We start from the raw sequence: 24897 nt of genomic DNA on the forward strand, positions 1-24897 counted from the left end.
TAATAAGCTAAAAAAATAAATACACAATTGGTGCGGATATAATCAAAGACAGCACTACCCTTTCAAACCATATAATCACAATATCCTTTAAACTAATATCTATATCTGTGGCTAAAATACAAGGCACTGATGCTGATAAAAATAATATTTCAGATATACAAATTACTGCAATTATAAATTTTGTACTAAACGCCGCTCCTGTAGCTATAATAGCAGGCACATACATATCAGCTAAAGTTATAGCGCTAGCTTTTGCTGCTAATAATGGATCTGGTATCTTAAGCAATACCGTAAAAGGATAAAATAAATATCCAAAGACATCAAAAACTTTTGTATATTCTGCAGCTAACAATGAAAGAACACCTATGGACATAATATTAGGCCCAATATTTATAGCAAGTTTAATACCATCCCTAAGATTAGAAATAACATTTTGTAACAAAGAAGGAGCTTTTTCCATGGTCTTCATTCCTTCTTCCCAAGCCCTTTTAAAAGTATCACCCTTTTTTACTGATTCTAAATCAGGTTCTACATTATTATAATAGGTTCCTGGTTTTTTACTCAAAGGATATATTCTCGCTGTTATAGCTGTTACAATAAATGTAACTACCAAACTAATACAAAAGAAAGCATTCCAGTGTTCCATAATTCCTAAAGTATTTGCAACAATAATCATAAAGGTTGCAGAAACAGTTGAAAACCCAGTGGCTATTATTGCTGCTTCTTTTGTATTATATTTTCCTTCTTTATAAACCCTATTGGTAACCAATAATGCCAACGAATAACTTCCTACAAAGGATGCTACTGCATCGATTGCAGAACGTCCAGGAGTTTTCCATATTGGTCTCATTATAGGCCTCATAAATACCCCAATTAACTCCATCAATCCATAATCTACAAGAAAAGCTAAAAACACAGAGCCTATAGGAACAATAGCAATTACTGGAACAACAACAACTTTAAATACATAAGGAACCATGTTAGGGTCTAATAAGATTGCAGGACCTACATTGAATATAGCCATGAATGCTGTTATTAAACCTATTATATTTAAGAAAGAAAATATTGTAGTTGTTTTGCTTTTGTTCCAGGTCTTATTAATGAAAGGTGATATAGTGCCTATGCTTATCATTATGCCGCCATAAATTGGTATGAAATATGGGATTTTTATAATCGATTTAACAATATGATCTACAGGAATAGTCTTTCTACCTGCAAAATTAATTGAAACAAAGAACATGAATATACCAATTAAACTGTAACCAACCAATTTTAATCCACTTATATTCCTATTCCTTTTTTCAGAAGTATTTACCATGTCACTCATACTTCTTCACTCCCATTTTAAATAATTAATATCTAGGGGATAAAAATTACCTATACCTTTTTGTCTCTCTTTCCCACCTCCAAATTATTGTTAATACATATAGTTTTCACTTGTTACACCTCTTTACGTAAATTTAGCCCTTAAGGCATTGGCCTAAACTACTCATTTCCTTTTGAAATTCTACTTTAATATTTTCATCTTTAATTAGCGGAAGGTTAGCTTCTATATTTAATATACAACCTGAAATTGCTGCATTTAAAAGTAATTTTCCTTCCTCTAAATCCGAAGAAGCATTGGGATTAGATTTGCCCTTCATTACGGCATAAAGATCAAAAATTTCTCTGCAAAGGTTTCCATTATTTAATGGAACAGTAGCTGCCCCTATTGCCGCCTCTTGAACAGCTTGACTGCGAGCTAATTTCTCATCTTCAGTTTCCTTAGGCATAGCATAAGCTTCTATTATTTTTTTAAACGAATCCGTATCCTTTACTGCCCCATCAAGTAAATTTTTACCGATTTCATCTAACTTATCAGCAATACAAATATACTTCTCCGCTGAAAGTCCATATTCCTTTTTAGTAGATAATCTAGCTACCATGCCAATAAGTCCTGCAGCCATTGCTCCTGCTAAAGCCGCTGCTGATCCTCCACCTACTGTAAAATCTCTGGAATCGATAATTTTATTTAGTGTATCAATATAATTCATATTAATCATCCTTTTTCACAGTATTGTTAATAAAAGAAAACCCTGATAAGTTATTTTCTATTACAACTTTTCCCCTCTTTATTACCTTTTCCACAACATTTCCACCCAAGCGATATACCACATCCTCATAGGTGTCAACATCCCATATTTGAATATCTGCAAGCTTTCCAACTTCAAGTGTTCCCCTATCATGTTCTAACCCCAAAGCAATTGCTCCACCTAAGGTAGCAGCCCTTAATGCCTCTGCTGCACTCATCCTATGTCTTCTACAGGCAAGAGCCATGACAAACTGCATTGATTCGTTCCAACAGCCTGGACAACAATTAGTAGCTAATGCTATAGTCATGCCTTCTTCTATCATTGACCTTGGATCAAAGGGTTTTGTATGACTTACAGCAAAATCAATTGCTGGAAGTAGTACTCCTGGTACATTGGCTTTTGCTAATTTATTTAGTACAGACCTTGGTGTGTAATTTAGATGATCTGCTGAAATCATTTTCATATCTGCTGCTAAGTCGGACCCTCCTATATAAGAATAAGCATCCGTGTGTATCTTAGGTTCAATACCGAGATCTCTTGCAGCTTGAAGTATTCTTTCACATTCTTTTGCAGTATAATGCCCATCATCACACCATATATCACAGAACTTTGCTAACTCAAGCTTTGCCACCCAGGGTATCATTTCTTCTATTAGTGTATCTATATATTTTTCACGTGGTATATCATCTGGCCAACCATGAGCTCCTAAAAAAGTAGAAACTATGTCTATGGGCAAGCTTTCATTTAATTGTTCGTTAATCTTCAACATTTTTATTTCATCTACAGTAGTAAGTCCATATCCACTTTTGCTTTCTACAGTTGTAGTTCCAGAACTTAGCATGTTGTATAGTCTACTTGCAGCTGTTTTATATAAGGATTCTGTTGAAGCATTTCTGGTCATTTCTACCGTTACCATTATCCCTGTCTTAATTCCCATGTCCTGTAATACTTTTGGGTCATCTGTAGTTAATCTAGCAGCATACTCCTTAACTCTGGATCCACCAAAAATTAAATGAGTATGAGCATCAATAAAGCCAGGCACTACTACTTTTCCTTTAGCACTTATTATTCTTGCTTTACTGCAATCCACTAGCCCTATTACTTCTTCTCTAGACCCTACTGCAACGATTTTTTCTCCTTTTATTGCAATCCATCCATTTTCAATTAGTCCGATTTGATCTATAGAATCTTTCTTACAAGTTACTAATTGTGAACAATCTTCAATAAGTAAATCAACTTTTGATTTACATTTCTCTTTTTCCATTTAAGCTCTCCTCTAATAATGTAATTTGTACCTCTCCATTTCTGAAGAGGTACAACTGCAATAAAATTATGAGTTATATTAATATTTTAATGGTTCGATAAATATTATCTTGGAGCTTTCCCATTTGGTCCAAATGTTGCTTCTGGTGTCCACCATAATGGAACCTTAATACTATCAGTTGTATATTTTCCTCTTCCTTCAGCAATTTCCCTTGAAGTTTCATATCCAGCTTGAGCATGTCTTATAATACCTATTCCGGAGTCTGTTGCCATACAAACTTCAAGTCTCATAGCTGCTTCATCAGTACCATCTGCAATCATTGTAACTCCTGTATGCACTGCTTCACCCATGGAGTAGTTAGATTGTATAGCTATTAAGTCACACATTCCTACAGCATTAAGCAATCCATTTAAATATGGCCAGTCAGAAATTAAATCACTGCCATCTTTCATATTTTCCGATTCAAAAGTTGGGTTAACTATAGAACCGCAGTCTAAATTATCTCTTGAGAAGGCTACAGGTCCCTTAATTTCTCCCTTTTTGATAAGTTCGTTTACAGCTAATGCAAATTTCTTACGTTCCCCAAATGCCATATAACAAACTCTTGCTGGAAGTCCTTCTATTGGAAGATGCTTATGAGCAAGCGTAATCCATCTTGTTACTAGTGGGTCATTTTTAAATAACTCTAATGCAAGAGCATCTGTTTTAGCAAGATCTTCTGGATCTCCTGATATACAAGTCCATCTAAATGGTCCACGACCTTCACAGAATAGAGGACGAATATACTTAGCAACAAATCCAGGAATTATAAAAGCTTCTTCTTTAGGCATTCCTGCGTCGCGACATTCTTTTCTTATACTTGTTCCATACTCAAACACTTCAACACCTTTTGCAAAATATGCATTCATCGCACGTAACTGCCTTATCATAGTTTCTCTAGCATTCTCTAAGTAAAGTTCACGATTTTCAGCTCTAAACGCATCTGCTTCTTCTCCAGTATATCCAGATGGTATATAAGAAATCGGATCATGACATGGACACATTTCACTTATTATATCTGGCATGAATCCTTTATTATATGCATATTCATATAAATCAGCCGCATTTCCAACAACTCCTATAGATAATGGTTCCTTCTTAGCTGCTGCAGCTGTAGCCATTTCTATAGCTTCGTCCATAGAATATACTATGGTATCCATGTAGTCCTTTTCTATACGTCTTCTAATTACTCTTTCATCAGCATCAACTACTATAGCAACTCCACCATGCATTTTCATTGCCCAGCTTTGATTTCCGCCCATTCCACCTGCACCAGCAGTTAAGTAAATCCTTCCTGATAAATCTCCATTAAATTTCTGCATAGCTATAGCTGATAATGTTTCAAATGTTCCTTCTATAACACCCTGAGTTCCAATATATTCCCAAGGAGCAGCTGTATATTGAGCAAACATAGTTAAATTCTTATCCTGAAGATCATAAAATGTTGGCCAATCAGCCTTCATAATATTTGTAGTTGCCATAACAACACTTGGAGCATATTTGTGGGTTTTAAATATTGCTACTGGCATACCGGATTGTACAACTAAAGTTTCATCATCTTCTAATTCCTTAAGAGATTTAACTATGGCATGATATGACTCCCAGTTTCTAGCGCACTTTCCATTACCGCCATAAATAACTAGTAATTCAGGTATTTCTGCATTTTCCATGTTGTTTTCTAACATTCTAAGTATAGTTTCTTGCTTCCAGCCTTTACATCTTAATGTTGAACCCCTTTGAGCTTTAACTGAATATAGAATTTCTGGCTTTTCCATAACAATTTCCCCCTTAATCTTATATGTTTTTATTTATTAATTAACTTCTTTACACATTTATATATAGCAAATGCCATGCCAATAGAATTTTTTAAATATATTACATCAAAACAATAGACTTTGGTATTTATTTGGCGTAAATGTTATGACTTATAAATATCTATTGCATAGTTTTTATGCAATTATCATTGTAACCCTTGTAAAATTATTGCATAAAAAATTTGCCTATTGCATAATTTTTATGCAATAGGCAAATTCTTTATAATATCTACTTTATATTCCTCTTTATATCTAATTTTTTCATTCTGTACTCTAAACTTTGACGTATAATACCTAAGTCCTTAGCCGTTCTAGTTAAGTTCCATAAATTTTTGTTTAAACTATTTATAATTATCTTCTTTTCTTCAAAACGTAGAAATTCAGGTAGAGTTTTTTCATTGTCCTCTATAATATTTACAGCTACTTCATTTAATATTTCATTTTTTATATATCTTGGAATGTCTTCATAATCAAGTTCTCTTTGATTTTCTGCGGCCTTAATCATCATATTTTCTACAAAGTGTTCTAGTTCTCTAATATTGCCAGGCCACTTATAGCTTAGCATTATATCTCTTAGTTTCGTAGAGAAAGTTTCTATATTTCTATTCAAAAGTTTATTATATTTTTTTACAAAATACTCACCAATACATATTACGTCTTCCTTTCTATCTCTTAATGGTGGTATATAAAGACAAAATCCTGATATTCTATAAAAAAGATCCTGTCGTAATCTTCCTTCATCAATAAGCTTTGAAGGCTCCTCATTAATAGCAGTTATTACACGACATTGTATTGGAGTTACCGCCGCCCCTCCAACTCTACGAACAACTCTTTCCTGTAATACTCTTAAAAGTTTAGATTGCATTGAAATAGGCATAGAATTAAGTTCATCTAAGAAAAGTGTTCCATTTCTAGCTTCTTCAAAAAGCCCACTTTGCGTAACTGCTCCTGTATAAGCTCCTTTTATAGTTCCAAACAACGTACTTTCAAGTAAGTTCTCAGGAATTGCAGCACAGTTTATAGCTACAAAAGGCTCATCTTTGTTCTTGCCAAAGTTATGTATACTTTGTGCAAAAACTTCTTTTCCAGTACCTGTTTCTCCAACGATAAGTACTGTATTGTTTAATAGAGACACAGTCTCAGCTTCCTTTATTATGCTTTTAGTAACATCACTACTTCCTACTATACTTGAAAATGTATATGTAGTGCCATTATTTTTAAACTTTTCTTCCTTTTCCTCTCCTTTGCTGAATAATTTTCTTTTTAATTCTATGGTCTCTGAAAGTAAGGCCTGAAGGCTTGTTTCGTTTTTGCTTATAGAATAAACACCAATTACTTCTTCGTCCTTTATTATAGGATATGTGCTATAAGACAAGTATTTAGGTATACCATTTTTATAGGTATGTGCTCTATATCTTTCTATTATAGGTTCCCTAGTTTTATATACTCTTCTATGCTCCGCCATTTCCGGATTACATTCTGGGTTATACTCATAAACTTCCCAAAGGTGCTTCCCAACCACCTTTTCTGCTAATAGTTCTTCTAAATTTTCCTGAGCTTTATTGTATAATACAACACGTCCTTCATGATTGCTAATTATAATACCATCATTTATGGATTCTATTATCTTCTCTAAACAATAAAGCTTTATATCCTTATTATAAATATCTGTAATTTCTTGCACATATACTATATATATTTTTTCATCTTCAATATAGCGTGCTTTTAAATTATATATATTACCGGGCAGTGTCTTAATAATTTTAAATTCTTTTATAATTTCGTCCAATTTAATAGAAAACACTTCAGAAAACTTCTTATTTAACGGACTTTTATCATTACATATTTTTTCAATTAAATTGTTACTCCACATGATCTTTTTTTCCTCATCAAGAACAATAATACCTGAAAAGCAATCTGTTAATAACTTCCCCAACATGCTTAAATTCATTTTATTCCCCCTATACATTCCCCTTAGTGAATATTCATAATATTCAACACCTTCCTCAAAAGTCCTTCTTCTTTATTTCCTTCCATGTATATTTTATTAAAATTTTTATTAAATCTTTAGGGTTTCCTAGTTAGATTAGTCTTAATAAAATTTAAAATTTAGTAAATATAAAAGGCTGTTGACAAAATATGTTTATCAACAGCCTAACCTATGCTATGAATAGCTTTTTTATTTATCTTCTTTTTGTAGTTAAATATAAGTAAGTGCTATTTATAAATGCTATTATTCCTGAGAAGAATACTACTATACACCACTTTCCAAAATCAAGTGGTACTGTATGAAATACCTTACTTAGGAATGGGACATATAGAACTAAATTTAGCATTATTAATGATATTAATACTGCACCTACTAAATACATATTAGTATAAAACTTTATCTCAAATATAGAGTGTCTTTCTGATCTACATTCAAATACATGTATAAGCTGAGATAGTACTAAAGTACAAAGCGCCAGTGTTCTAGAAGTTTCAAGATCCATATTATATATCTTACCTGCCATAAATGCCATTAAAGTACATATTCCAATTAAAGTTCCTCTAATTACTATCTTTTCTTTAAGCCCTCTTGCAAATATACTTTCTTTCTTAGGACGAGGCCTTTGTTCCATTATATCAGGATCTGCAGGGTCTACTCCAAGTGCCATAGCTGGAAGTCCATCTGTAGCTAGATTTACAAATAATATCTGTATAGGCAGTAATGGTGTAGGTAGTGCTAAAATTGAAGCTAAAAACATAGTTAACACTTCTCCTAAATTACAGGACAAAAGATATCTTATAAACTTTCTTATATTATCGTAAATTACCCTTCCCTCTTCTACTGCTGATACAATTGTTTTAAAATTATCATCTAAGAGTATCATAGAAGATGCTTCCTTTGTTACATCTGTTCCTGAAATACCCATAGAAATTCCTATATCAGCTTCCTTAACTGCTGGCGCATCATTTACTCCATCCCCTGTCATTGCTACGATATTTCCATTGTTTTTAAAAGCTTTAACTATTTTCAGCTTATGATTGGGACTTACTCTTGCAAATACCCTTATATTTTGTACTTTCTTTTCTAGCGCCTTATCACTTAGCTTATCTAATTCTTCTCCAGTTATTACTTCACTTTCATCATTTACTATATCAAGCTCTTTTGCTATAGCATAAGCTGTATTCTTATGATCTCCAGTTATCATTACAGGTCTTATTCCAGCTAGTTTACATTTAAATACTGCATCTTTTACCTCACGTCTTGGGGGATCTATAATCCCTGCAACTCCTACGAATATTAGATCTTTTTCTAGGTTACTATCATGAATATTTGAAATATCCTTATAAGCTGCGCCTATACATCTTAAAGCCTTAAAGGACATATTTTCTACTGCTTTTAGAACTTTTTCCTTATAAATAGATGTAAACGGTACTACTTCTCCATTTATTAAAATGTACTTACAATTTTCAGCTACTCTTTCTGGAGCCCCCTTTAAATACACTGTGTACTTAGAATTTTCCTTCATAACTACAGACATCATTTTTCTTTCCGATGTAAATGGGTTATCCTTTGCTCTAAACGCCTTACTTAAAAATGTCTTTACTTCCCCTGTTTCCTTGAAAAATGCTTTTATAAGAGCAGTCTCTGTTGGATCACCTAAAAGACTCTTTTCTAAATCCCTTTTATTGGGATCAATATTACAATCATTGCAATAGGCTACAGTCTTTTTGAAAAGTAAATTACTAGGCACATTTTCTTTGTCTAAATTATACATACTATTATTAAAATACATTGCCTTTACTGTCATTTTATTTTCTGTGAGTGTTCCTGTTTTATCACTGCATATTACAGATGTACACCCTAAAGTTTCTACTGCCGGAAGTTTTCTTACTAATGCATTTTTCTTAAGCATTCTAGAAACTCCTAAGGCTAAAGCTACTGTAACTATTGCTGCAAGTCCTTCTGGAATAGCGGCTACTGCAAGACTTACACCTAAGAGGAACATTTCAGTAACATCTTGTCCCCTAAATATGCCTGTGGCGGTAACTATAGCACATATTATCAGGCACATATAAACCATTATTTTACCCAATGAGTTTAACTTTTCTTTTAAAGGTGATTTTTCCTTTTCTATACTTTGAAGCATGCCTGCAATTTTCCCCATTTCGGTTTGCATGCCTGTGCTTACTATCTTTGCCTTACCCTTTCCCTTTAAAACTATTGTTCCCATATATAAATTGGAACTAGATTTATTAGCAGAAGATTTATTAACTCCTACAGATTCTCCTGTTAAAAGGGATTCATCTATCATTAGATTTGAGTCCTCAAAAATCATTGCATCCGCAGGTACCCTATCTCCACTTTCTACTAAAATTACATCTCCTATTACTAAAAACTCTGCATTTACTACCTTTAAAACTCCATCTCTTACGACCTTTGCAGTAGGTGATGCTAACTGATTTAAAGCTTCTAAAGATTTTTCTGTTTTAAATTCTTGAATAAATCCTAATATACCATTCATTATTACAATTATAAGTATTGTTATAGCATCTGCCTTTTCCCCCATAATGCCAGATATTATAGTTGCAGCAATTAATATCCAAACTATAAAATCATTAAACTGTTGTAAAAATATTTTTATAGGTGAAATCTTTTCTTTACTTTCAAGTTTATTAGGACCATATCTTGTTAGCCTCCTTTGCGCCTCTAAGGAATCTAATCCTTGAATTAATTCTTTTTCATTTACCATGCTAATCCCCCCTTATGTATAACATAAATATGTATTTAATTTTTTCTTACTAATTAAATATATGTGCTAAATGCTATAAATATTTTAAATTTTAAAAATATGCTTAATTGTACATTTTTCTTGCTTCTTCTTAAAGTTACTTTAAATTTCCTTATTTTTTTGCTATTATTAATAAGACAAATAAAAGGAGGTTTTTTTATGAAGGATTTAATATACATAAGTGGACATAAAAATCCTGATACGGATTCTATATGTTCCGCTATAGCTTATGCTGATTTTAAAAATAAAACTGCAAACATACCGGCTATCCCAGTAAGACTTGGTGAATTAAGTCGTGAAACTCAATTTGCACTAGACTATTTTGGAGTAAAAACTCCAGAGTTTATTGAAACTGTGAGGACTCAAATTCAAGATCTAGACATAGATACAGTTCCGCCAATAAACCCTGATATAACTTTAAAGATGGCTTGGTCTATAATGTCAAAAAACAATATAAAAACTCTTCCAGTAGTAGATAACTCTGAAAAACTTGTAGGTCTTGCTTCTGTATCTAATATAACTTCTAATTATATGGATATATGGGATAATAATATACTTTCAAAAAGTGGAGTTAAGCTTGAACATATAGTTGAAACTCTTTCTGCTGAATGTATATATGTAGCTCAAAACACTCAAAAATTTACTGGAAAAATAGTAGTTACTGCTATGAAACCTGATAGTGCTTGTGAGCTTATAGAAGAAGGCGATGTAGTTATTTGTGGTGATAGAGAAGATGCTCAAGAAATAATACTTGATAAAAAAGCTTCTCTTATGATAATTACAGGTAAACATATTGTACGTGAAGAAATATTAGAAAAGGCAAAAGAAGTTCAGTGTTCTATCATAATGACTCCTTACGATACATTTACTGCGGCAAGACTAATCCCACAGAGTGTACCTGTAAGTTATGTTATGACTAAAGATAATTTATTAGTATTTAATCCAACAGATTTAGTGGATGATGTAAAAGAAACAATGCTTCAAACAAGATATAGAAGTTATCCAGTAGTCAATGATGATAATAAGGTGATAGGAAGTATTTCAAGATATCACTTAATTTCTAAAAACAAGAAAAAAGTTATATTAGTTGACCACAATGAAAGAAGTCAATCTATCCCTGGTCTTGAAGATGCTGAATTGTTAGAAGTTATTGATCATCATAGAATTGGAGACATACAAACTGGTAATCCAATATACTTTAGAAATGAAGCTGTAGGATGTACTGCAACTATCGTAGCTTCAATATTCTTTGAAAACGGCATAAGACCTTCAAAGAATATAGCAGGTATTTTATGTGCAGCAATAATATCCGATACTTTATTATTTAAATCTCCTACATCTACTAGTATGGATAAAATAATGCTTAAAAGATTATCTGAAATTGCAAACATAGATGCTGAAAAATTTGCACAAGAAATGTTTAAAGCTGGTACTTCACTTCAAGGAAAAACTATTGAAGAAATCTTTAATCAGGACTTTAAAGTATTCAAAATAGGATCCTTAAAAGTAGGTGTTGGTCAGGTAAACACCATGGATACTGAAGGTTTTGCTAAGATGAAAGATGAAATGATAACTTACATGGAAAAGAAGGAGCAAGAAGAGAACTTTAATCTTTTAGTTCTTTTAGTAACTGACCTATTAAAAGAAGGTTCTGACTTCCTTGTAGTTGGTAATGAAAAATATCTTATAAACAAGGCGTTTAACGTTCAATTTGAAGGCAACAGTGTGTATGTTCCAGGAATAATGTCTAGAAAGAAACAAGTTATTCCACCACTAACTGCTGCAGCTACAGAATAACACTTTAGATATCAAATATAAATTAATAAATTATATTTAATAAAAAAGTCGCTTTTGTGCGACTTTTTTTCATTAATTTTATCTTTGGATAGTTTATTTTTGTGGTGGTTCCATGCCATCTGGAGCGCCTTGACCCCTTTGGCCGCCATGACCTCCAGGTCCACCTTGTCCTCTACCCATATTTTTAATAGTTACACCTTCCTGGGTTACCTCACTTACGGTACTTGAAATTGTAACTTTACCAATTTCTGTTCCTTTTGTATACGTTCCATTTGAATATACTCCATTGGTAGGTGTACCATTTGAGCTTCCACCTATATACACTTTATATGTGGAACCAGTTTTTAACTTTGGTGAGGATACAACAACTGATGCATATTGTTTTGATGGTGCAAAGGTAACAATGTTGTCTCCAGCTTCACTTTCAATACGAACTAAAGTATTAGCGCTTTGAGAAGATAAATTTACTTTCACAGAATTTTGAGTTGAACTTGAACTAGGTGCTTGAGCCATTCCTAAGCTACCAGCGGAAACTAAAAACCCACCTGTCATTTCAAAACTTCCATCATAATCTAAAGATCCATTTCCATCATTTGCAGGACCATTTACAACAACAGTACCATTTTTCATATATATTGAACCATTTGCATCAATACCATCTCCAGCGGCATTTACATTAATATATCCGCCGTTAATATTTATTACACCAGTACCAGATGAGCTGCCAGGTGCTCCACCGTCTGTTTTTGAAGGAGCACTATGAGCAACATTTCCATCTACTACTGAAGAATCATTGCCGCCAGCAGCATTTAACCCATCATCATTTGCTAAAACATTGATATTTCCATCATTAATTGTTATGGTTTCACTTTCGATACCTTCATAAGATTTCTTAATATTTATAGTTCCCTTATTTATTGTTAAAGTAGAATCAGCATGCATGCCATCATCACCTGAAGATATATTGAAATTACCATTATTAATTACTAAGTTATTATTTGAGTGTATAGCATCCTCAGAAGAGTCAATGGTGAAGGTTCCATTCTCTATTACAATATTAACGCCTGCTTTTATAGCTTTAGCACTAGTTGACTCGTTGCTTTCTGTGTCTCCAGCAGTTTCAGTGGTGGGTTCTGTATCAGCCTTAGAAGCAGCTGCAGTAGCTTCATCAGTAGCACCTTGCTTAGCCCCAAAGCCAGGTCTTTCTCCCATCATGCCGCCAAATTGCTCTCCTTTTTTTACAACTGCATTTTTACTGCCGCCACCTGAGTTGATTGCTATATTCCCATTTTTCACTAGAGTGTTTGTTTCACCTTGTATACCATCCTGTGCAGCAGTAATATTAAGTATCCCACCTTCAATTAATACATAGCCCTTTTCTAAATCTTCAGCATTGTCCGATTTTATCCCATCTTCACCTGAGTTAACTTTTATATTCCCATCGCTTATAACAACTGAATCCTTACCTATAATACCATCTGTCTTAGAAGTTATATTAATAGTACCACCTTCTATTTTTAAGTCATCTTTACTTCTAATACCATTTTTGTAGTTTGCATTAACAGTTAATGAGCCTTTTCCAGTAAAGGTAATATCGTCTTTACTAAATATTGCTGCATTAGGCTCATCAGCAGATACATCTTTAAGTACGTAAGATTTTCCATCATTTACATAGTTTTTTGTATTATCCCCTAATGAAATAATTGTTTTATCACAATTCATAACATAAATAGGTGAATTGTTAGAACAAGCAATATTTACCCCATTTAAAATAATATATACCTTATCCTTATCACCTGCATTCACTATTATTTGGCCATCAGTTAAAGAACCTTTTATGCTGTATGTTCCAGCAGAAGTAATAGTAACCTTATTCTTCTCTACAGATGCCCCTGATCCATTTATAGTTATGCTATCCCCTAATTCTATAAAAGTATTTGCTTCCCCTACAACTTCCTTTTCACCAGAAGACATTGTAATGTTTGAAATTATAGTCGAATCTAAAGTTGTTACATCACTTTTCTTTGTGCATCCCGTTATGCCCGTACATAAAGCTAATGTAATTATCATAGTCATAAGTTTTTTATTCATAAACTTTCCTCCTAGAAATTTCTATACCAGTTATATAAATCACTTTTTAACATAGTACTCTTAAAAATATAATAACATCCGAACCTTAATTTTAACTTAAATTCCACATATGATGCTTATAGATAATTTTCTTATCCACTTTCTATAATCTTATGTAAAGTTTTTATAATTTCATTCATATAATAGTACTGATAATCTTTTAGGGGGAAATCTATATGTATAAGATGAATAAATGCATGTGTAATTATATGCATAATAATCCTTATCAAAATATGAATAATCCTAAGAATAAAGGCATGCTTATGTGTCCTATGATGAATATGTGCTATATGAATCAATGTGCAATGCCTTGTCATGAATTTATGATGCCTAAAATTAAGAACATATCATACCAAGATGATGAAATTCCCAAGATTAAGATGAAAACCGTAAAGCTTCGGGATTTAATGGACTAAATTAATAATACTTAACTTTAATAGTTATTGCCTTTTAAGAAATTTCGAGGGGTATCCTTCGAAATTTCAACATTATATTAAGTATTTAAGCTTACTATTCACTATTAAGATATGCAAAGGGGGTAACATGTATGGGAGTGGGCTATGTATTAGGGTGCTTTTTCAGCATTTTATTATGGAAAATAGATAGGCAAATGATATATCGTAGAATAAATAATACATTGAAAAAAGTTGCAAAAAATCCAGTAATACCTGTATTTTTTTATTATTTATGTGCTGTATTATTATGTATTTGGCTATCTGATATAAATAATAAGGAGATATTCAATGGTATAACTGCATTTTTAGTTACAGATATAAGCAACAGCGAACGTAAAAGTTTAAAGAAAAGAGAAAAGGTTCATTTTTATGATTCAATATCAATCATTTCACGTTCTACAGCTTGTGGATTTATAGCTCCCTTCCTTTATATCATGTTGTTTGGGAACAGCTTTGCAATTATTTATACATTAACGTATAATCTTCGTATTATAAGTGACTTAAATCTTATAACTCTATGCTTTAATATATCTACCTTTATTCCTGCATTTATTGCTCAAGGATTTTTATATATTATTTATGTTACTCGAAATAAAAAGTTCTCATTAGATTTTAAGGGAGATTATTTTATAAATTCTTATATAAATCCTATGTTAAATATAGATATTCTAGCTGCTTATGTAGAATCAGTTAACTTTTATCATTATTTTTCCAAGAAAAACACATCCTATCTTAAAAGCTATGGGGAATACAAAAACAAAATTGATCAGATATGTATAAAAGATTATATAAGTATTTCTTATGGAATCTGTATGATTTGGTTTATTATATTTTTTCTAATTACTATTCTAACTTCCTAATCTGAAAAAAATTTAGTCGCCAATCTCTATATGCTTGAGACTAGCGACTATTTCTTAAGGATTCTATTTTATTTTCCTCTAATATTATTAACCATTCCCCACATTTCATCTGCAGTTGTTACTGCACGAGAACCAAAGCTAAATGCTCTTTGTGTAATTATCATATCAGACATTTCTTTTGCCATATCTACATTGGAGTTTTCTAAAAATCCCTGCATTATGCTGGAATTAACAACAGGTCGAGGCTCAACCCCTTCCTTAGGAATGTATAGATTTTCACCTACAGATAAAAGATCATTATCTCCTATCGTATTATAAATATCAATTTTCCCTATTTCAATGTAATTATTTCCTTGCTTTACGGTTATTACTCCATCTTCTTTTATGGAAAAGTTATCTTTTGTTAAAGGTATATTAATATTATTTGCATAAGGCTCTATAACTAATAAATTTCCATTCTTATCCACAATTTTACCATCGGCATTTATATTAAAACTTCCACCTCGTGTTAACATGTCACCTTCAGGTCCTCTAACTCTAAAATATCCTGGCCCATCTATGGCTAAATCTGTTGTGCTCTCTGTGTTTATAAGACTTCCTTGAGAATTATCTCTTATCCATTGTCCTGCCTTAACTCCGGTGCCAGTTATTAGATTTTTATTCTCTCCTTTATTTACAGGATATCCTCTTCTATCTAATGTTTCATACATCAAATCTTGAAATGAAACCTCTTCTCTTTTATATCCAGTAGTATTAGAATTAGCTATATTATTTGATATAGCATCTAGCTTTTCTTGCTGTGCTATCATAGAACTTCTACCATTCCATAAAACTCTAAGCATGTCTTACCACCTAAACCCTTCCTATTTCATTTGCTGCTTTTCCTAAGGTTTCGTCTAGTGATTGAATTATCTTTTGATTTGTTTCAAAAGTTCTCATAACAGTCATCATTTCAATCATTTCACGAGTAACATTTACATTAGATTTTTCTAAAGAATATTGCCTTATTTCCCCATTAGCTGCTATTTGTTGTCCTTCTCCACTGTAAATATTATCTCCAATTTTAGTTAAGGAATTATAATCCTGAAAATCTACAAGCATCATATTAAATTGGTCTAATCTATTGACATTTATATTGATAGGGCCCTCTTGTCCTGTGCCAGCATTTATTCCAATTACATTATCTCCATTATCATTTACCAAAAATCCTTGAGAATTTACATGAAAATGCCCATCCCTTGTATAATATCTTTCGGTATTTATTCCATTATTTCGTTCTACTACAAAGAAACCTCTTCCATTTATTGCAAAATCAGTTTCCTTATCCGTTTTGTCTAAAGTTCCTTGGGTAAAACTTGTAGCAACATCATCAATTTTACTTCCCAAATTAATAGTTCCAATGTTTACTTTTATATTTTTACCATTTATTATTTTGTCTCTATTGCTTAAAAGTACTTCGTTGAAGGATTTAGTAGCTAGATTCTCTACTTTAAAGCCTACAGTGTTTACATTTGCAAGATTATTTGTTACAACATCTTGCTTTGCTTCCTGTGTTATCATTCCAGATACTGCTGTATATAATCCCCTTATCATTTTTTCACTTCCTTATTTGATATAACTTTTGCTTCTTCTGGATATTCCATTCCCATATTTCGTGCTCTTTTTTCTACTTGATAATCACTTATTTGATAATGAATCTTAGTGCCAAGCATTGCTACAGTCCCTATAAATACTCCTATTCCTATTCCAAGTAATATTTTTTTATCGCTTAAAAATAGTATAAGTTTTTTTATTTTAAGTATAGTTCTTTTATTAATAGCATTTCACCCCTGCCTATATGTAGTACTTCTGCAATTTCCTCCTCATTCATACCTTTATCAATAAGCTTCTTTATTTCCTCTAACTTAACACTATTTCTGTTATCATCTTTATTATCGGTCACTGCCTCGTAATTTTTAGCTTTAATTCCCTCATTATGTATTTCTAAATTTTTATTTACTTCTTTTTCTATATTTATAAAACTTTCTTCATCAATTATATTATATTGATCCTTTACAATTTCTTCCTTCTTTATATCATATTCTAATTTACTTAACTTTTCTTTTAATTCTTCCATTTCCGTTTGTATATCTAATATGGTTTCTCCCATCTCTCGTCTAAGTTTTCCTATTTCTACTTCATAGTTTTGTAAACTTTCTTCCTTATTTATTAAGATACTCTTAAATGAATTTTTATCCTTTTTTAAAGATATAGTATTTAAGACTATAAGTGTTAAAGAAATTATTATTAAAAAATATGGCATTAATAATACTCCTTTTTGAATTAATTTATTAACTCTCTATATTATATTTTAATCTTTTAAGCTCATCTCTTAGATGCAATATTGCTCTACTGTGAAGCTGACACACTCTTGATTCAGATACCCCAAGGACACTGCCTATTTCCTTTAATGTGAATTTCTCATAGTAGTATAATGAAAGAACTGTTTTATCCTTTTCTTTTAAATTATCTAAAGCCTTTGCCAAATACTCTAAAAGTTCTTTTTCTTCCAAAGTTTTTTCAGGGCTTGGACTTTTTTCGTCTACTACTGTACCTATTAATGGCATATCATCATCTTCTGAAAATATTAAATTTTCTAAGGAGATCACTGATATATAATTAATATAATTTTCTACTTCAGAAACATCTTGTATTGAGATCCCAAGTTCACTTGCTATTTCAAAGATCTTTGGTTCTCTTCCCTCTCTCTTTTGTAAACTTTCTACTGCAGCATTATATCTATTTAATTTATCCATTGCTCCCTTTGATATAGGGCTTATTTTTCGCAATTCATCTATCATCGAACCTTTTATCCTTATAGAAGCATAAGTTGAAAATTTCATACCTTTAGAGGAATCGAATTTATTAATTGCATCCATAAGCCCAATTAATCCATAACTCACCAAATCTTCATACTCAATATATTTTGTTTTCCCTATAATAACCCTTGATGCAATATATTTTACTAGTGGAATGTATTTTTGTATTATTTGTTCTTTAAAATTTCCTTCTATCGCTATTGCCATAATTTTAATCCCCTTCTATTCCAAGTTTTCTCTGTTCCCTCATTATTTGAAATAATATTCTCATTATTTTATCCACAGTCTTATTATCTATGTCTATAAAACATATCCCATATATGCCTTTATTATTTTCATCTTTTTCTACCCTTACAACTTTCCCTTTTAAACTCAAGTTCTCCTCTTTAACAGGAATATTCATCATAATTATGTCCCCTAGATATAAATTTCTTGTGGCACTAAGCCTTATTCCTCCTGCACTTAAGTCCAGTGCGTATCCACTATCAAACGTTATTTCATCCCCATTTATATCTAGTAGTCCATTTTTATTACCTATGACAGCAAATAATATGTTACTTAAAAAATATACTCTTACGAAATTTCTTCTTTGTATTTTAGTAAACTTTTCTGGTTTCTTTAAGGTTATCATCATTATTCTGTCTATTTTTCTTCCCAAAACAGGAGTAAAAAACTTATATACAGCTTTACCTTCATAATATATTCCCTCTATAATCTCACCTTTTCTTAAAGGTAAATAACTTCCATTTTTAACAGGAACGCTTATTGCAATATATTCATCAGTTAAATCTTGTATATTACTCTTATAAATTCCGTCTTCCATCAAAATTTCAATCTTCTCATTTACTTTGAAATTTATCCTCTCATTCATGCTCATAACACTCCTACCCTAGTTTATATTTTATGAAAATATAGCAAAAATCTTTTTAAATAAACCTTTTACAGAAGCACTGTCCTTAGAAACACTAGTTCCTAGAAGCTTTTCTGCTATTTTTTCTATAGCTCTTGCTGATTCTGAATAAGGTGCACTTATTACCACTGGATCTTGTTTTCTTACCGCTTCTGTAAGCTTTCTATCTTCGGGAATATCCCCCAAATAACTTAATTCCATATTTAAAAACCTACTTACAGTACTCTTAAACCTCTCATAGGTACTTATAGACTCCTTTAAGTTAAAGGACTTGTTTATAACCACATATGCTGTATCCTTTAGCTTAAAATGTCTTACAGCTTTTAAAAGACTATATGCATCTGTAAGTGATGTGGGTTCTGGAGTAGTTATAAGTATAAGTTCCTCTGAACATGCCACAAAAGCTAATACATCTCTATTTACTCCTGCGCCTGTATCCATAAGCAAGAAATCCACATCTTCTATTTCCCTCAATTTGGTTATAAATTCTTCCCTCTGGAAATCTGAAATTTCATCTATCTTTGAAAATCCATTTCCTCCAGGCAAAAGCTTTATTCCAAATGGCCCTTCTACTAATACTTCACTTATCTTCATGTCTTTAAATATAACATCATATATATCATATTTAGGTATGTGTCCCATTAGCACATCATCATTTCCCATACCTACATCTGCATCAAATATCATTACCTTAAATCCTTGCTTTTGAAGGGATATTCCTAAATTAACTACCAAATTACTTTTACCAACTCCACCTTTACCAGATGTGATAGTAATTATACGTGGACCCTTTTTAACTTTTTCAGCTTTATTTTCCTGCCTTTGTTCTATAAGCTTCCTTAAATTTGCTGCTTGATCTAGCATACATTATCTTCTCCTAGAACTAAATTCACTATTTCATCTTTAGAAGGAATTTTAATATCATCTGGAACATTTTGTCCGGTAGTTATAAAACTTAGTGGTTTTTTAGCAGTATTTAGTATATTTAAAATTGGCCCATAAGTTGTAGTTTCATCTAACTTTGTTACTATAATATAATTGTATTCTAATACTTTATATCCTTCTAATATTGTATGTATATCCTTATTTTTTGTTATTCCGCTTATAACCAAATGAATATCTTTTGTATTTATTTTATCTATAAAGGCTCTTAATTCTGAAATCTGCATTACATTTTTAGAGCTTCTACCCGTAGTGTCAACTAAAATAGTATCGCAATCTTTCATACTTTCTATTGCACTTTCCATATCCTTTATGGAAAACACTACCTTAAAAGGTATATTCATTATATCTGCATAGGTTTTAAGCTGTTCTACCGCTCCAATTCTATATGTATCTATAGTTATTAATCCCACTTTTTTTTTCTCTAAAAGTGCAAGTCTTCCTGCAAGCTTTGCTATAGTAGTGGTTTTTCCAACTCCTGTAGGCCCTACTAAAACTACTATATCATTTAATGTTTTTTCTTTTAATTCAATACTTTTATGTAGTATCTCTTTAACAGCTTGTATATTTTCCTCATCTTCTTTAGGAAGATTTGTAAATATTTCCTCAATTATTTTTATTTCTATGTCATTTTCCTGAAGTTTTTGCTTTAACTTGTTGTTCGAAGATTCCTTATCACCTGTTACCTTCATCATATTTTTCATCATACTCTTCATTTCATGGAATTCTTCCAAAAGTTCTCTTTGAGTTCTATTAGCTTCTAATTCTGCAGTTTTATTATTCATACCTAATGAAGCTTTATCCTTAATTAATGTTTTTAAAACTTCAAAACTACCCTCTTCTTTTTTAGCCACTTCTTTAGCACTGTTGTCTACTGCTGCTGTAACCTCCAGTACCTTTCCTTGAAAAAAACCGAAAAATCCAGGCTTCTTTACTTTTCTTTGACTTATTATTACCGCATCTTGGCCCAGCTCATGTTTTATTCTAGCCATTGCTTCATTCATACTATTTACAATATATTTTCTTATCATCATTTTATACAGCCACAACTCCCTCAGTTTTAATTTCTACATCGTTTGGTATTTCATTTATGGAAAGTACACATAAGTTTGGAAATACCATTTCTGTAAGTCTTCTAAAGGCCGGTCTTATTTTAGGAGATACCAGTATTACAGGTTGACCTTCATAAAAGAATGTACCCTCTATGGTATTTCTTAAAGAGCTCAAAATTCTTCCTGTAGTTTCTGGATCGACTGCCGGAAAGGAACCTTGCATAGATTTTTGTATATTATTTGCTACTATTTCCTCTATTTGTGGCGCTAAAGTTATAACTGTTATGGAATTATTTTCATCTATTAAAGAATTACATATACTTCTTGCAAGTGAAAACCTTGCATATTCTGTTAATACTTCTATATCTTTTGTAGTTCTTGAGTTATCCGCTAAAGATTCAAGTATAGTTACCATATCCCTTATAGATACTCTCTCCTTTAATAGATTTTGTAAAATCTTTTGTATTTCCCCTATTGTCATAAGATCTGGTATAAGTTCTTCTACTACTGTACTATATTTCTCCTTCACTGAATCAATTATGACCTTAACTTCCTGTCTACCTAAAAGCTCATATGAATGAGATTTTATAACTTCAGTTAAATGTGTTACCATAACCGTTGTAGGGTCTACCACTGTAAGCCCTTTTATTTCTGCATCTTCTTTCTTATCATTATTAATCCATATAGCAGGAAGCCCAAATGCTGGCTCTATAGCCTTTATTCCCGGCATTTCTACCTCTCCCGAAGGATCCATACATAAAAGCATGCCCGGCATAAGTTCTCCTTTTGCAATTACAGTTCCTCTTATCTTTATCACATATTCATTAGTTTTAAGCTGAAGGTTGTCTCTTATTCTTATAGGCTGTATTACAACTCCCATTTCAATAGCACATTGTCTTCTAACTGAAGTAATTCTTTGAAGTAGATCTCCACCTGATGCCTCATCTGCTAGTGGTATAATTCCATATCCTATTTCTACTTCCATAGGTTCAACGCTAATAAGATTCATAACATTTTCAGGTTCCTTAGCTTGTATTTCAGTAATTTCTTGATTCTCCAATTCTATTTGCTCTATAACTTTAGCTTGTTCATCCTTATAAAGCATGTATGCCGATACTCCACAAGCTATAGAAAGTATTAAAAATGGCGGCTTTGGAAGTCCTGGTATTAAAAACATAAAAAATAGTACTGCAGATGCCATAGCAATTACCTTAGGAAATGCAGTAAGCTGATTACCTACAACAGAACCAAAATTTTCTTCATTTCCTGAACGAGTAACTAATATACCAGAAGCTGTGGATATCAAAAGCGCTGGTATCTGACTCACAAGTCCATCTCCTATAGTAAGTCTTGTAAAAGTTGCTGCTGCCTTTGCAGCATCCATATTCATCATTACAACTCCTATTATTATTCCACCTAAGATATTTATACCTGTAACTATAAGACCTGCTACTGCATCTCCCTTTACGAATTTAGATGCTCCATCCATAGATCCATAAAAATCTGCTTCCTGCTGAAGCTTTTTTCTTCTATCTCTTGCTCCAGTTTCATCTATAAGTCCCGAATTAAGATCTGCATCTATACTCATTTGCTTACCTGGCATAGCATCCAATGTAAATCTTGCTGATACCTCTGAAACTCTTGAAGCACCACTTGTTATTACAACAAACTGAACTATTACTATGATTAAAAATATTATTATTCCAACTACATAATTTCCTCTTACAACGAAACTTCCAAAGGCCTCTATTACGCTTCCTGCACTTCCTTCAGATAATATAAGTCTTGTAGAAGATATATTAAGTCCTAATCTAAATAATGTTGTAACCAAAAGCATGGTTGGAAATGATGAAAATTGTAGTACATCTGTGGTAAACATAGTCAACAGCATTATTACCACTGAAATTGTAATGTTTAATGCTAAAAGCACATCTAAAAACCATGATGGAAGAGGAATTATTATCATCATTACTATGGCTATAACTCCAAAAGCTATTACAATGTCTATATTATTTTTTATGTTAAACCTTTTGCCTGTGTTTTCCACATTAATTCTCCTCACTTTTTAGTTAACAATTAATCACTATCATTAACTATTTACTCTTCATTATTACTGCCAGTATTTCAGCTACTGCTTGATACATCTCTACAGGTATTTCCTCATCTATTTCAACCTTTTGATAAATCATTCTAGCTAATGGTTTATTCTCTATAATTGGCACCTCATATTCCCTTGCCTTTTCTTTTATTTTTAATGCTATATAATCTGCTCCTTTTCCTATTACCTTTGGAGCTTCATCTTTTCCTTGTTTATATCTTAATGCTATAGCTAAATGAGTTGGATTTGTAACAACCACAGATGCATCAGGAATACTTTGCATCATTCTACTCATTGCCATTTCTCTTTGCTTTTGTTTTATCTTGCCTTTTACCTGAGGGTCTCCTTCTTGCTGCTTAAACTCTTCCTTAATTTCTTGTTTCGTCATTCTCATATCTTTCTTAAATTGTCTTCTTTGAAATATGTAATCCGCTAGTGCTAATGCTACTAGTACTAAAGTAACTTTAAAAAATATACTTTGAATCAATTCCTTTATAGCTTCTATAAGAACTGAAAATCTCAAATTATACAAATTTAAAATTTTCGTGTAGTTTCCCACTATAAATTTATATCCTATATATCCAACTACTGTTATTAAAAGTACATCTTTTACTAGTTCTACTAAAGTTCTTACGGAAAACATTCTTTTAATTCCGCTTATGGGATTTAATTTTTTTAAATCAGGTTTTATAGGCTCTTTTGTAAACATAATTCCAGTTTGCATAAGATTTGCAGCTATTCCCATAATCATAATAGGTATCATTACAGGTAATACAATCATTGCAACTCTCGTTAATGTAACAAATGTTATATAAAATAAATTATTATAAGATAATTCCATTTCTAAGAAATTAGTAAAAAAATGAATTATAGTGTCTTTAAGTCCTTCTACTATGTAATTTCCTAGTGCTGTTATAATTAATGTACAAGCTAAAAGTGTAAGTGCTAAACTTGCTTCCTTACTTTTAGCTACCTGTCCCTTCTTTTTTGCTTCATTTAATTTATGAGGCGTAGCTTCCTCGGTTTTATCATCTGAAGCAAATATAAATAATATTGGAATCATTGGTAATGTATTAAATATTCCTTTAAAAACCTCTGTCATTACACCAAATGCATCTCCAATTAATCTTAAAAATATAGGCATTGCAAATAAAAAACTTGCCAGTCCTATAAGTATTTTAATTGGAAGTCCTAGTATCATAACGTTTAGTTGAGGAACAGTTCTAGACATAAGTCCTAAAACTAAATCTGTTATTATTACAATTAATATAATTGGTATTGCCATTTTAAATCCAATTATAAAGAAACTTATAAATGCCTCTATTATAATTCCCGCAGATCCCTGGAATAATATAAATTTCCCAATAGTTATCCATTTAAAGCTTTCAATAAGCTGAAATAACAAAATATGATGTCCATCTACTATGAAAAATATTACAAGACTTATCCAATATAAAAGTCTTTCCATTAAAGTAGCGTTGCTATTTGAATTAGGATCAAACATACTTGCCATAGATAATCCTGATTGAATATCCATCATACTTCCGGCAAATTTAGCTGCCATAAAACAAAGTTCCACTGCAAACCCAAGTACTATTCCTGTGATAATTTCACTTATACCATTTCCCATAAAAATCATCATATTGGAAACAGAATTTATTTTCGAAAAGTCTACACCTGGTAAAATAATGTACGATAATATAATAGCTACACCTATTTTGGCCATTGGCGGTGTTCCTTTTGGGAAAAGTCCTGTTGCTACAGTAAAAAAACTAATAAGTCTTAAAAAGACCAAGATAAGTGCTGTGAAATATGCTATGTCTATCAA

The 24897-nt window shown here is 31.8% G+C and carries 20 protein-coding genes; 3 read left to right on the forward strand and 17 right to left on the reverse strand.

Annotated elements, in window-relative coordinates; all coding sequences use genetic code 11:
* Positions 1–7: 7 nt before the first annotated feature.
* The 6 genes from JOC70_RS04190 to JOC70_RS04215 form a co-directional block, all read right to left on the reverse strand.
* Positions 8–1327 (reverse strand): YjiH family protein, encoded by a 1320-nt coding sequence (locus JOC70_RS04190; protein ID WP_204597622.1) that lies wholly within the window; start codon positions 1325–1327, stop codon positions 8–10.
* 133 nt (positions 1328–1460) lie between these two features.
* Positions 1461–2033 carry a cyclodeaminase/cyclohydrolase family protein gene (locus JOC70_RS04195; protein ID WP_204597623.1) on the reverse strand — a complete coding sequence of 191 codons (573 nt, stop codon included), beginning with the start codon at positions 2031–2033 and terminating at the stop codon, positions 1461–1463.
* Position 2034: 1 nt separating this feature from the next.
* A complete protein-coding gene (gene hutI, locus JOC70_RS04200; RefSeq protein WP_204597624.1) occupies positions 2035–3336 on the reverse strand; it encodes an imidazolonepropionase in 1302 nt (433 codons plus the stop codon).
* A 104-nt stretch (positions 3337–3440) separates the two neighbouring features.
* A complete protein-coding gene (locus JOC70_RS04205; protein WP_204597625.1) occupies positions 3441–5150 on the reverse strand; it encodes a urocanate hydratase in 1710 nt (569 codons plus the stop codon).
* 268 nt (positions 5151–5418) lie between these two features.
* A complete protein-coding gene (locus tag JOC70_RS04210) occupies positions 5419–7140 on the reverse strand; it encodes a sigma-54 interaction domain-containing protein (RefSeq protein ID WP_204597626.1) in 1722 nt (573 codons plus the stop codon).
* 232 nt (positions 7141–7372) lie between these two features.
* Positions 7373–9928 (reverse strand): calcium-translocating P-type ATPase, PMCA-type, encoded by a 2556-nt coding sequence (locus JOC70_RS04215; RefSeq protein WP_204597627.1) that lies wholly within the window; start codon positions 9926–9928, stop codon positions 7373–7375.
* Between the two features lie 198 nt (positions 9929–10126).
* Between JOC70_RS04215 and JOC70_RS04220 the strand changes: the two genes are divergently transcribed.
* On the forward strand, positions 10127–11764 hold the full coding sequence (locus JOC70_RS04220; protein WP_204597628.1) for a putative manganese-dependent inorganic diphosphatase: 1638 nt from the start codon (positions 10127–10129) through the stop codon (positions 11762–11764).
* Between the two features lie 93 nt (positions 11765–11857).
* Here JOC70_RS04220 and JOC70_RS04225 read toward each other — a convergent pair whose 3' ends face one another.
* Positions 11858–13855 (reverse strand): carbohydrate-binding domain-containing protein, encoded by a 1998-nt coding sequence (locus JOC70_RS04225; protein WP_204597629.1) that lies wholly within the window; start codon positions 13853–13855, stop codon positions 11858–11860.
* A gap of 215 nt (positions 13856–14070) precedes the next feature.
* Between JOC70_RS04225 and JOC70_RS04230 the strand changes: the two genes are divergently transcribed.
* Together JOC70_RS04230 and JOC70_RS04235 are read left to right on the forward strand one after the other, a co-directional pair.
* Entirely contained in the window at positions 14071–14310 is a 240-nt protein-coding gene (locus tag JOC70_RS04230; protein WP_204597630.1) for a hypothetical protein, read from the forward strand.
* 131 nt (positions 14311–14441) lie between these two features.
* Positions 14442–15209, forward strand: coding sequence for a hypothetical protein (locus JOC70_RS04235; RefSeq protein WP_204597631.1), 768 nt, complete (start codon positions 14442–14444; stop codon positions 15207–15209).
* Positions 15210–15277: 68 nt separating this feature from the next.
* On the opposite strand, the gene JOC70_RS04240 is transcribed toward JOC70_RS04235, so the two are convergent.
* The 10 genes from JOC70_RS04240 to JOC70_RS04280 all read right to left on the reverse strand — a co-directional run bounded on the left by JOC70_RS04240 (position 15278) and on the right by JOC70_RS04280 (position 24897).
* Positions 15278–16051: a flagellar hook-basal body complex protein gene (locus JOC70_RS04240; RefSeq protein WP_204597632.1), complete on the reverse strand. Its 774-nt coding sequence runs from the start codon at positions 16049–16051 to the stop codon at positions 15278–15280.
* Between the two features lie 10 nt (positions 16052–16061).
* Complete coding sequence (locus JOC70_RS04245; RefSeq protein WP_204597633.1) at positions 16062–16802, reverse strand: flagellar hook-basal body complex protein; 741 nt, start codon at positions 16800–16802, stop codon at positions 16062–16064.
* Positions 16799–16921 (reverse strand): hypothetical protein, encoded by a 123-nt coding sequence (locus tag JOC70_RS19350; RefSeq protein ID WP_279381217.1) that lies wholly within the window; start codon positions 16919–16921, stop codon positions 16799–16801. Before JOC70_RS19350 ends, JOC70_RS04245 begins: the two co-directional genes overlap by 4 nt.
* 77 nt (positions 16922–16998) lie before the next feature.
* Complete coding sequence (locus JOC70_RS04250; RefSeq protein WP_204597634.1) at positions 16999–17511, reverse strand: hypothetical protein; 513 nt, start codon at positions 17509–17511, stop codon at positions 16999–17001.
* 28 nt (positions 17512–17539) lie between these two features.
* Entirely contained in the window at positions 17540–18274 is a 735-nt protein-coding gene (locus tag JOC70_RS04255; protein WP_204597635.1) for a FliA/WhiG family RNA polymerase sigma factor, read from the reverse strand.
* A gap of 4 nt (positions 18275–18278) precedes the next feature.
* Positions 18279–18938, reverse strand: a complete 660-nt coding sequence (locus tag JOC70_RS04260; protein WP_204597636.1) for a flagellar brake protein — start codon at positions 18936–18938, stop codon at positions 18279–18281.
* 30 nt (positions 18939–18968) lie between these two features.
* Entirely contained in the window at positions 18969–19841 is an 873-nt protein-coding gene (locus JOC70_RS04265) for a MinD/ParA family protein (RefSeq protein ID WP_204597637.1), read from the reverse strand.
* Entirely contained in the window at positions 19835–20953 is a 1119-nt protein-coding gene (flhF, locus tag JOC70_RS04270; protein ID WP_204597638.1) for a flagellar biosynthesis GTPase FlhF, read from the reverse strand. Before flhF ends, JOC70_RS04265 begins: the two co-directional genes overlap by 7 nt.
* Before the next feature lies 1 nt (position 20954).
* The gene (gene flhA / locus JOC70_RS04275) at positions 20955–23018 is read right to left on the reverse strand and encodes a flagellar biosynthesis protein FlhA (protein ID WP_204597639.1); all 2064 of its coding nucleotides are present in this window, start codon (positions 23016–23018) and stop codon (positions 20955–20957) included.
* 46 nt (positions 23019–23064) lie between these two features.
* The gene (locus JOC70_RS04280) at positions 23065–24897 is read right to left on the reverse strand and encodes a fused FliR family export protein/FlhB family type III secretion system protein (protein ID WP_204597640.1); all 1833 of its coding nucleotides are present in this window, start codon (positions 24895–24897) and stop codon (positions 23065–23067) included.

The organism is Clostridium pascui, from assembly GCF_016908015.1.
In the GTDB taxonomy this organism is placed as follows: domain Bacteria; phylum Bacillota; class Clostridia; order Clostridiales; family Clostridiaceae; genus Clostridium_AK; species Clostridium_AK pascui.

Excerpts from the sequence above, each read along its gene's own strand:
- JOC70_RS04190 (WP_204597622.1), bottom strand. The coding sequence starts at position 1,327 with ATGAGTGACATGGTAAATACTTCTGAAAAAAGGAATAGGAATATAAGT.
- JOC70_RS19350 (WP_279381217.1), bottom strand. The coding sequence starts at position 16,921 with ATGCTTGGCACTAAGATTCATTATCAAATAAGTGATTATCAAGTAGAA.
- JOC70_RS04265 (WP_204597637.1), bottom strand. The coding sequence starts at position 19,841 with ATGCTAGATCAAGCAGCAAATTTAAGGAAGCTTATAGAACAAAGGCAG.
- JOC70_RS04230 (WP_204597630.1), top strand. The coding sequence starts at position 14,071 with ATGTATAAGATGAATAAATGCATGTGTAATTATATGCATAATAATCCT.
- JOC70_RS04210 (WP_204597626.1), bottom strand. The coding sequence starts at position 7,140 with ATGAATTTAAGCATGTTGGGGAAGTTATTAACAGATTGCTTTTCAGGT.
- JOC70_RS04215 (WP_204597627.1), bottom strand. The coding sequence starts at position 9,928 with ATGGTAAATGAAAAAGAATTAATTCAAGGATTAGATTCCTTAGAGGCG.
- JOC70_RS04250 (WP_204597634.1), bottom strand. The coding sequence starts at position 17,511 with ATGCCATATTTTTTAATAATAATTTCTTTAACACTTATAGTCTTAAAT.
- JOC70_RS04235 (WP_204597631.1), top strand. The coding sequence starts at position 14,442 with ATGGGAGTGGGCTATGTATTAGGGTGCTTTTTCAGCATTTTATTATGG.
- JOC70_RS04245 (WP_204597633.1), bottom strand. The coding sequence starts at position 16,802 with ATGATAAGGGGATTATATACAGCAGTATCTGGAATGATAACACAGGAA.
- JOC70_RS04255 (WP_204597635.1), bottom strand. The coding sequence starts at position 18,274 with ATGGCAATAGCGATAGAAGGAAATTTTAAAGAACAAATAATACAAAAA.
- flhF (WP_204597638.1), bottom strand. The coding sequence starts at position 20,953 with ATGATGATAAGAAAATATATTGTAAATAGTATGAATGAAGCAATGGCT.
- JOC70_RS04195 (WP_204597623.1), bottom strand. The coding sequence starts at position 2,033 with ATGAATTATATTGATACACTAAATAAAATTATCGATTCCAGAGATTTT.
- JOC70_RS04260 (WP_204597636.1), bottom strand. The coding sequence starts at position 18,938 with ATGAATGAGAGGATAAATTTCAAAGTAAATGAGAAGATTGAAATTTTG.
- JOC70_RS04205 (WP_204597625.1), bottom strand. The coding sequence starts at position 5,150 with ATGGAAAAGCCAGAAATTCTATATTCAGTTAAAGCTCAAAGGGGTTCA.
- JOC70_RS04220 (WP_204597628.1), top strand. The coding sequence starts at position 10,127 with ATGAAGGATTTAATATACATAAGTGGACATAAAAATCCTGATACGGAT.
- hutI (WP_204597624.1), bottom strand. The coding sequence starts at position 3,336 with ATGGAAAAAGAGAAATGTAAATCAAAAGTTGATTTACTTATTGAAGAT.
- JOC70_RS04240 (WP_204597632.1), bottom strand. The coding sequence starts at position 16,051 with ATGCTTAGAGTTTTATGGAATGGTAGAAGTTCTATGATAGCACAGCAA.
- JOC70_RS04225 (WP_204597629.1), bottom strand. The coding sequence starts at position 13,855 with ATGAATAAAAAACTTATGACTATGATAATTACATTAGCTTTATGTACG.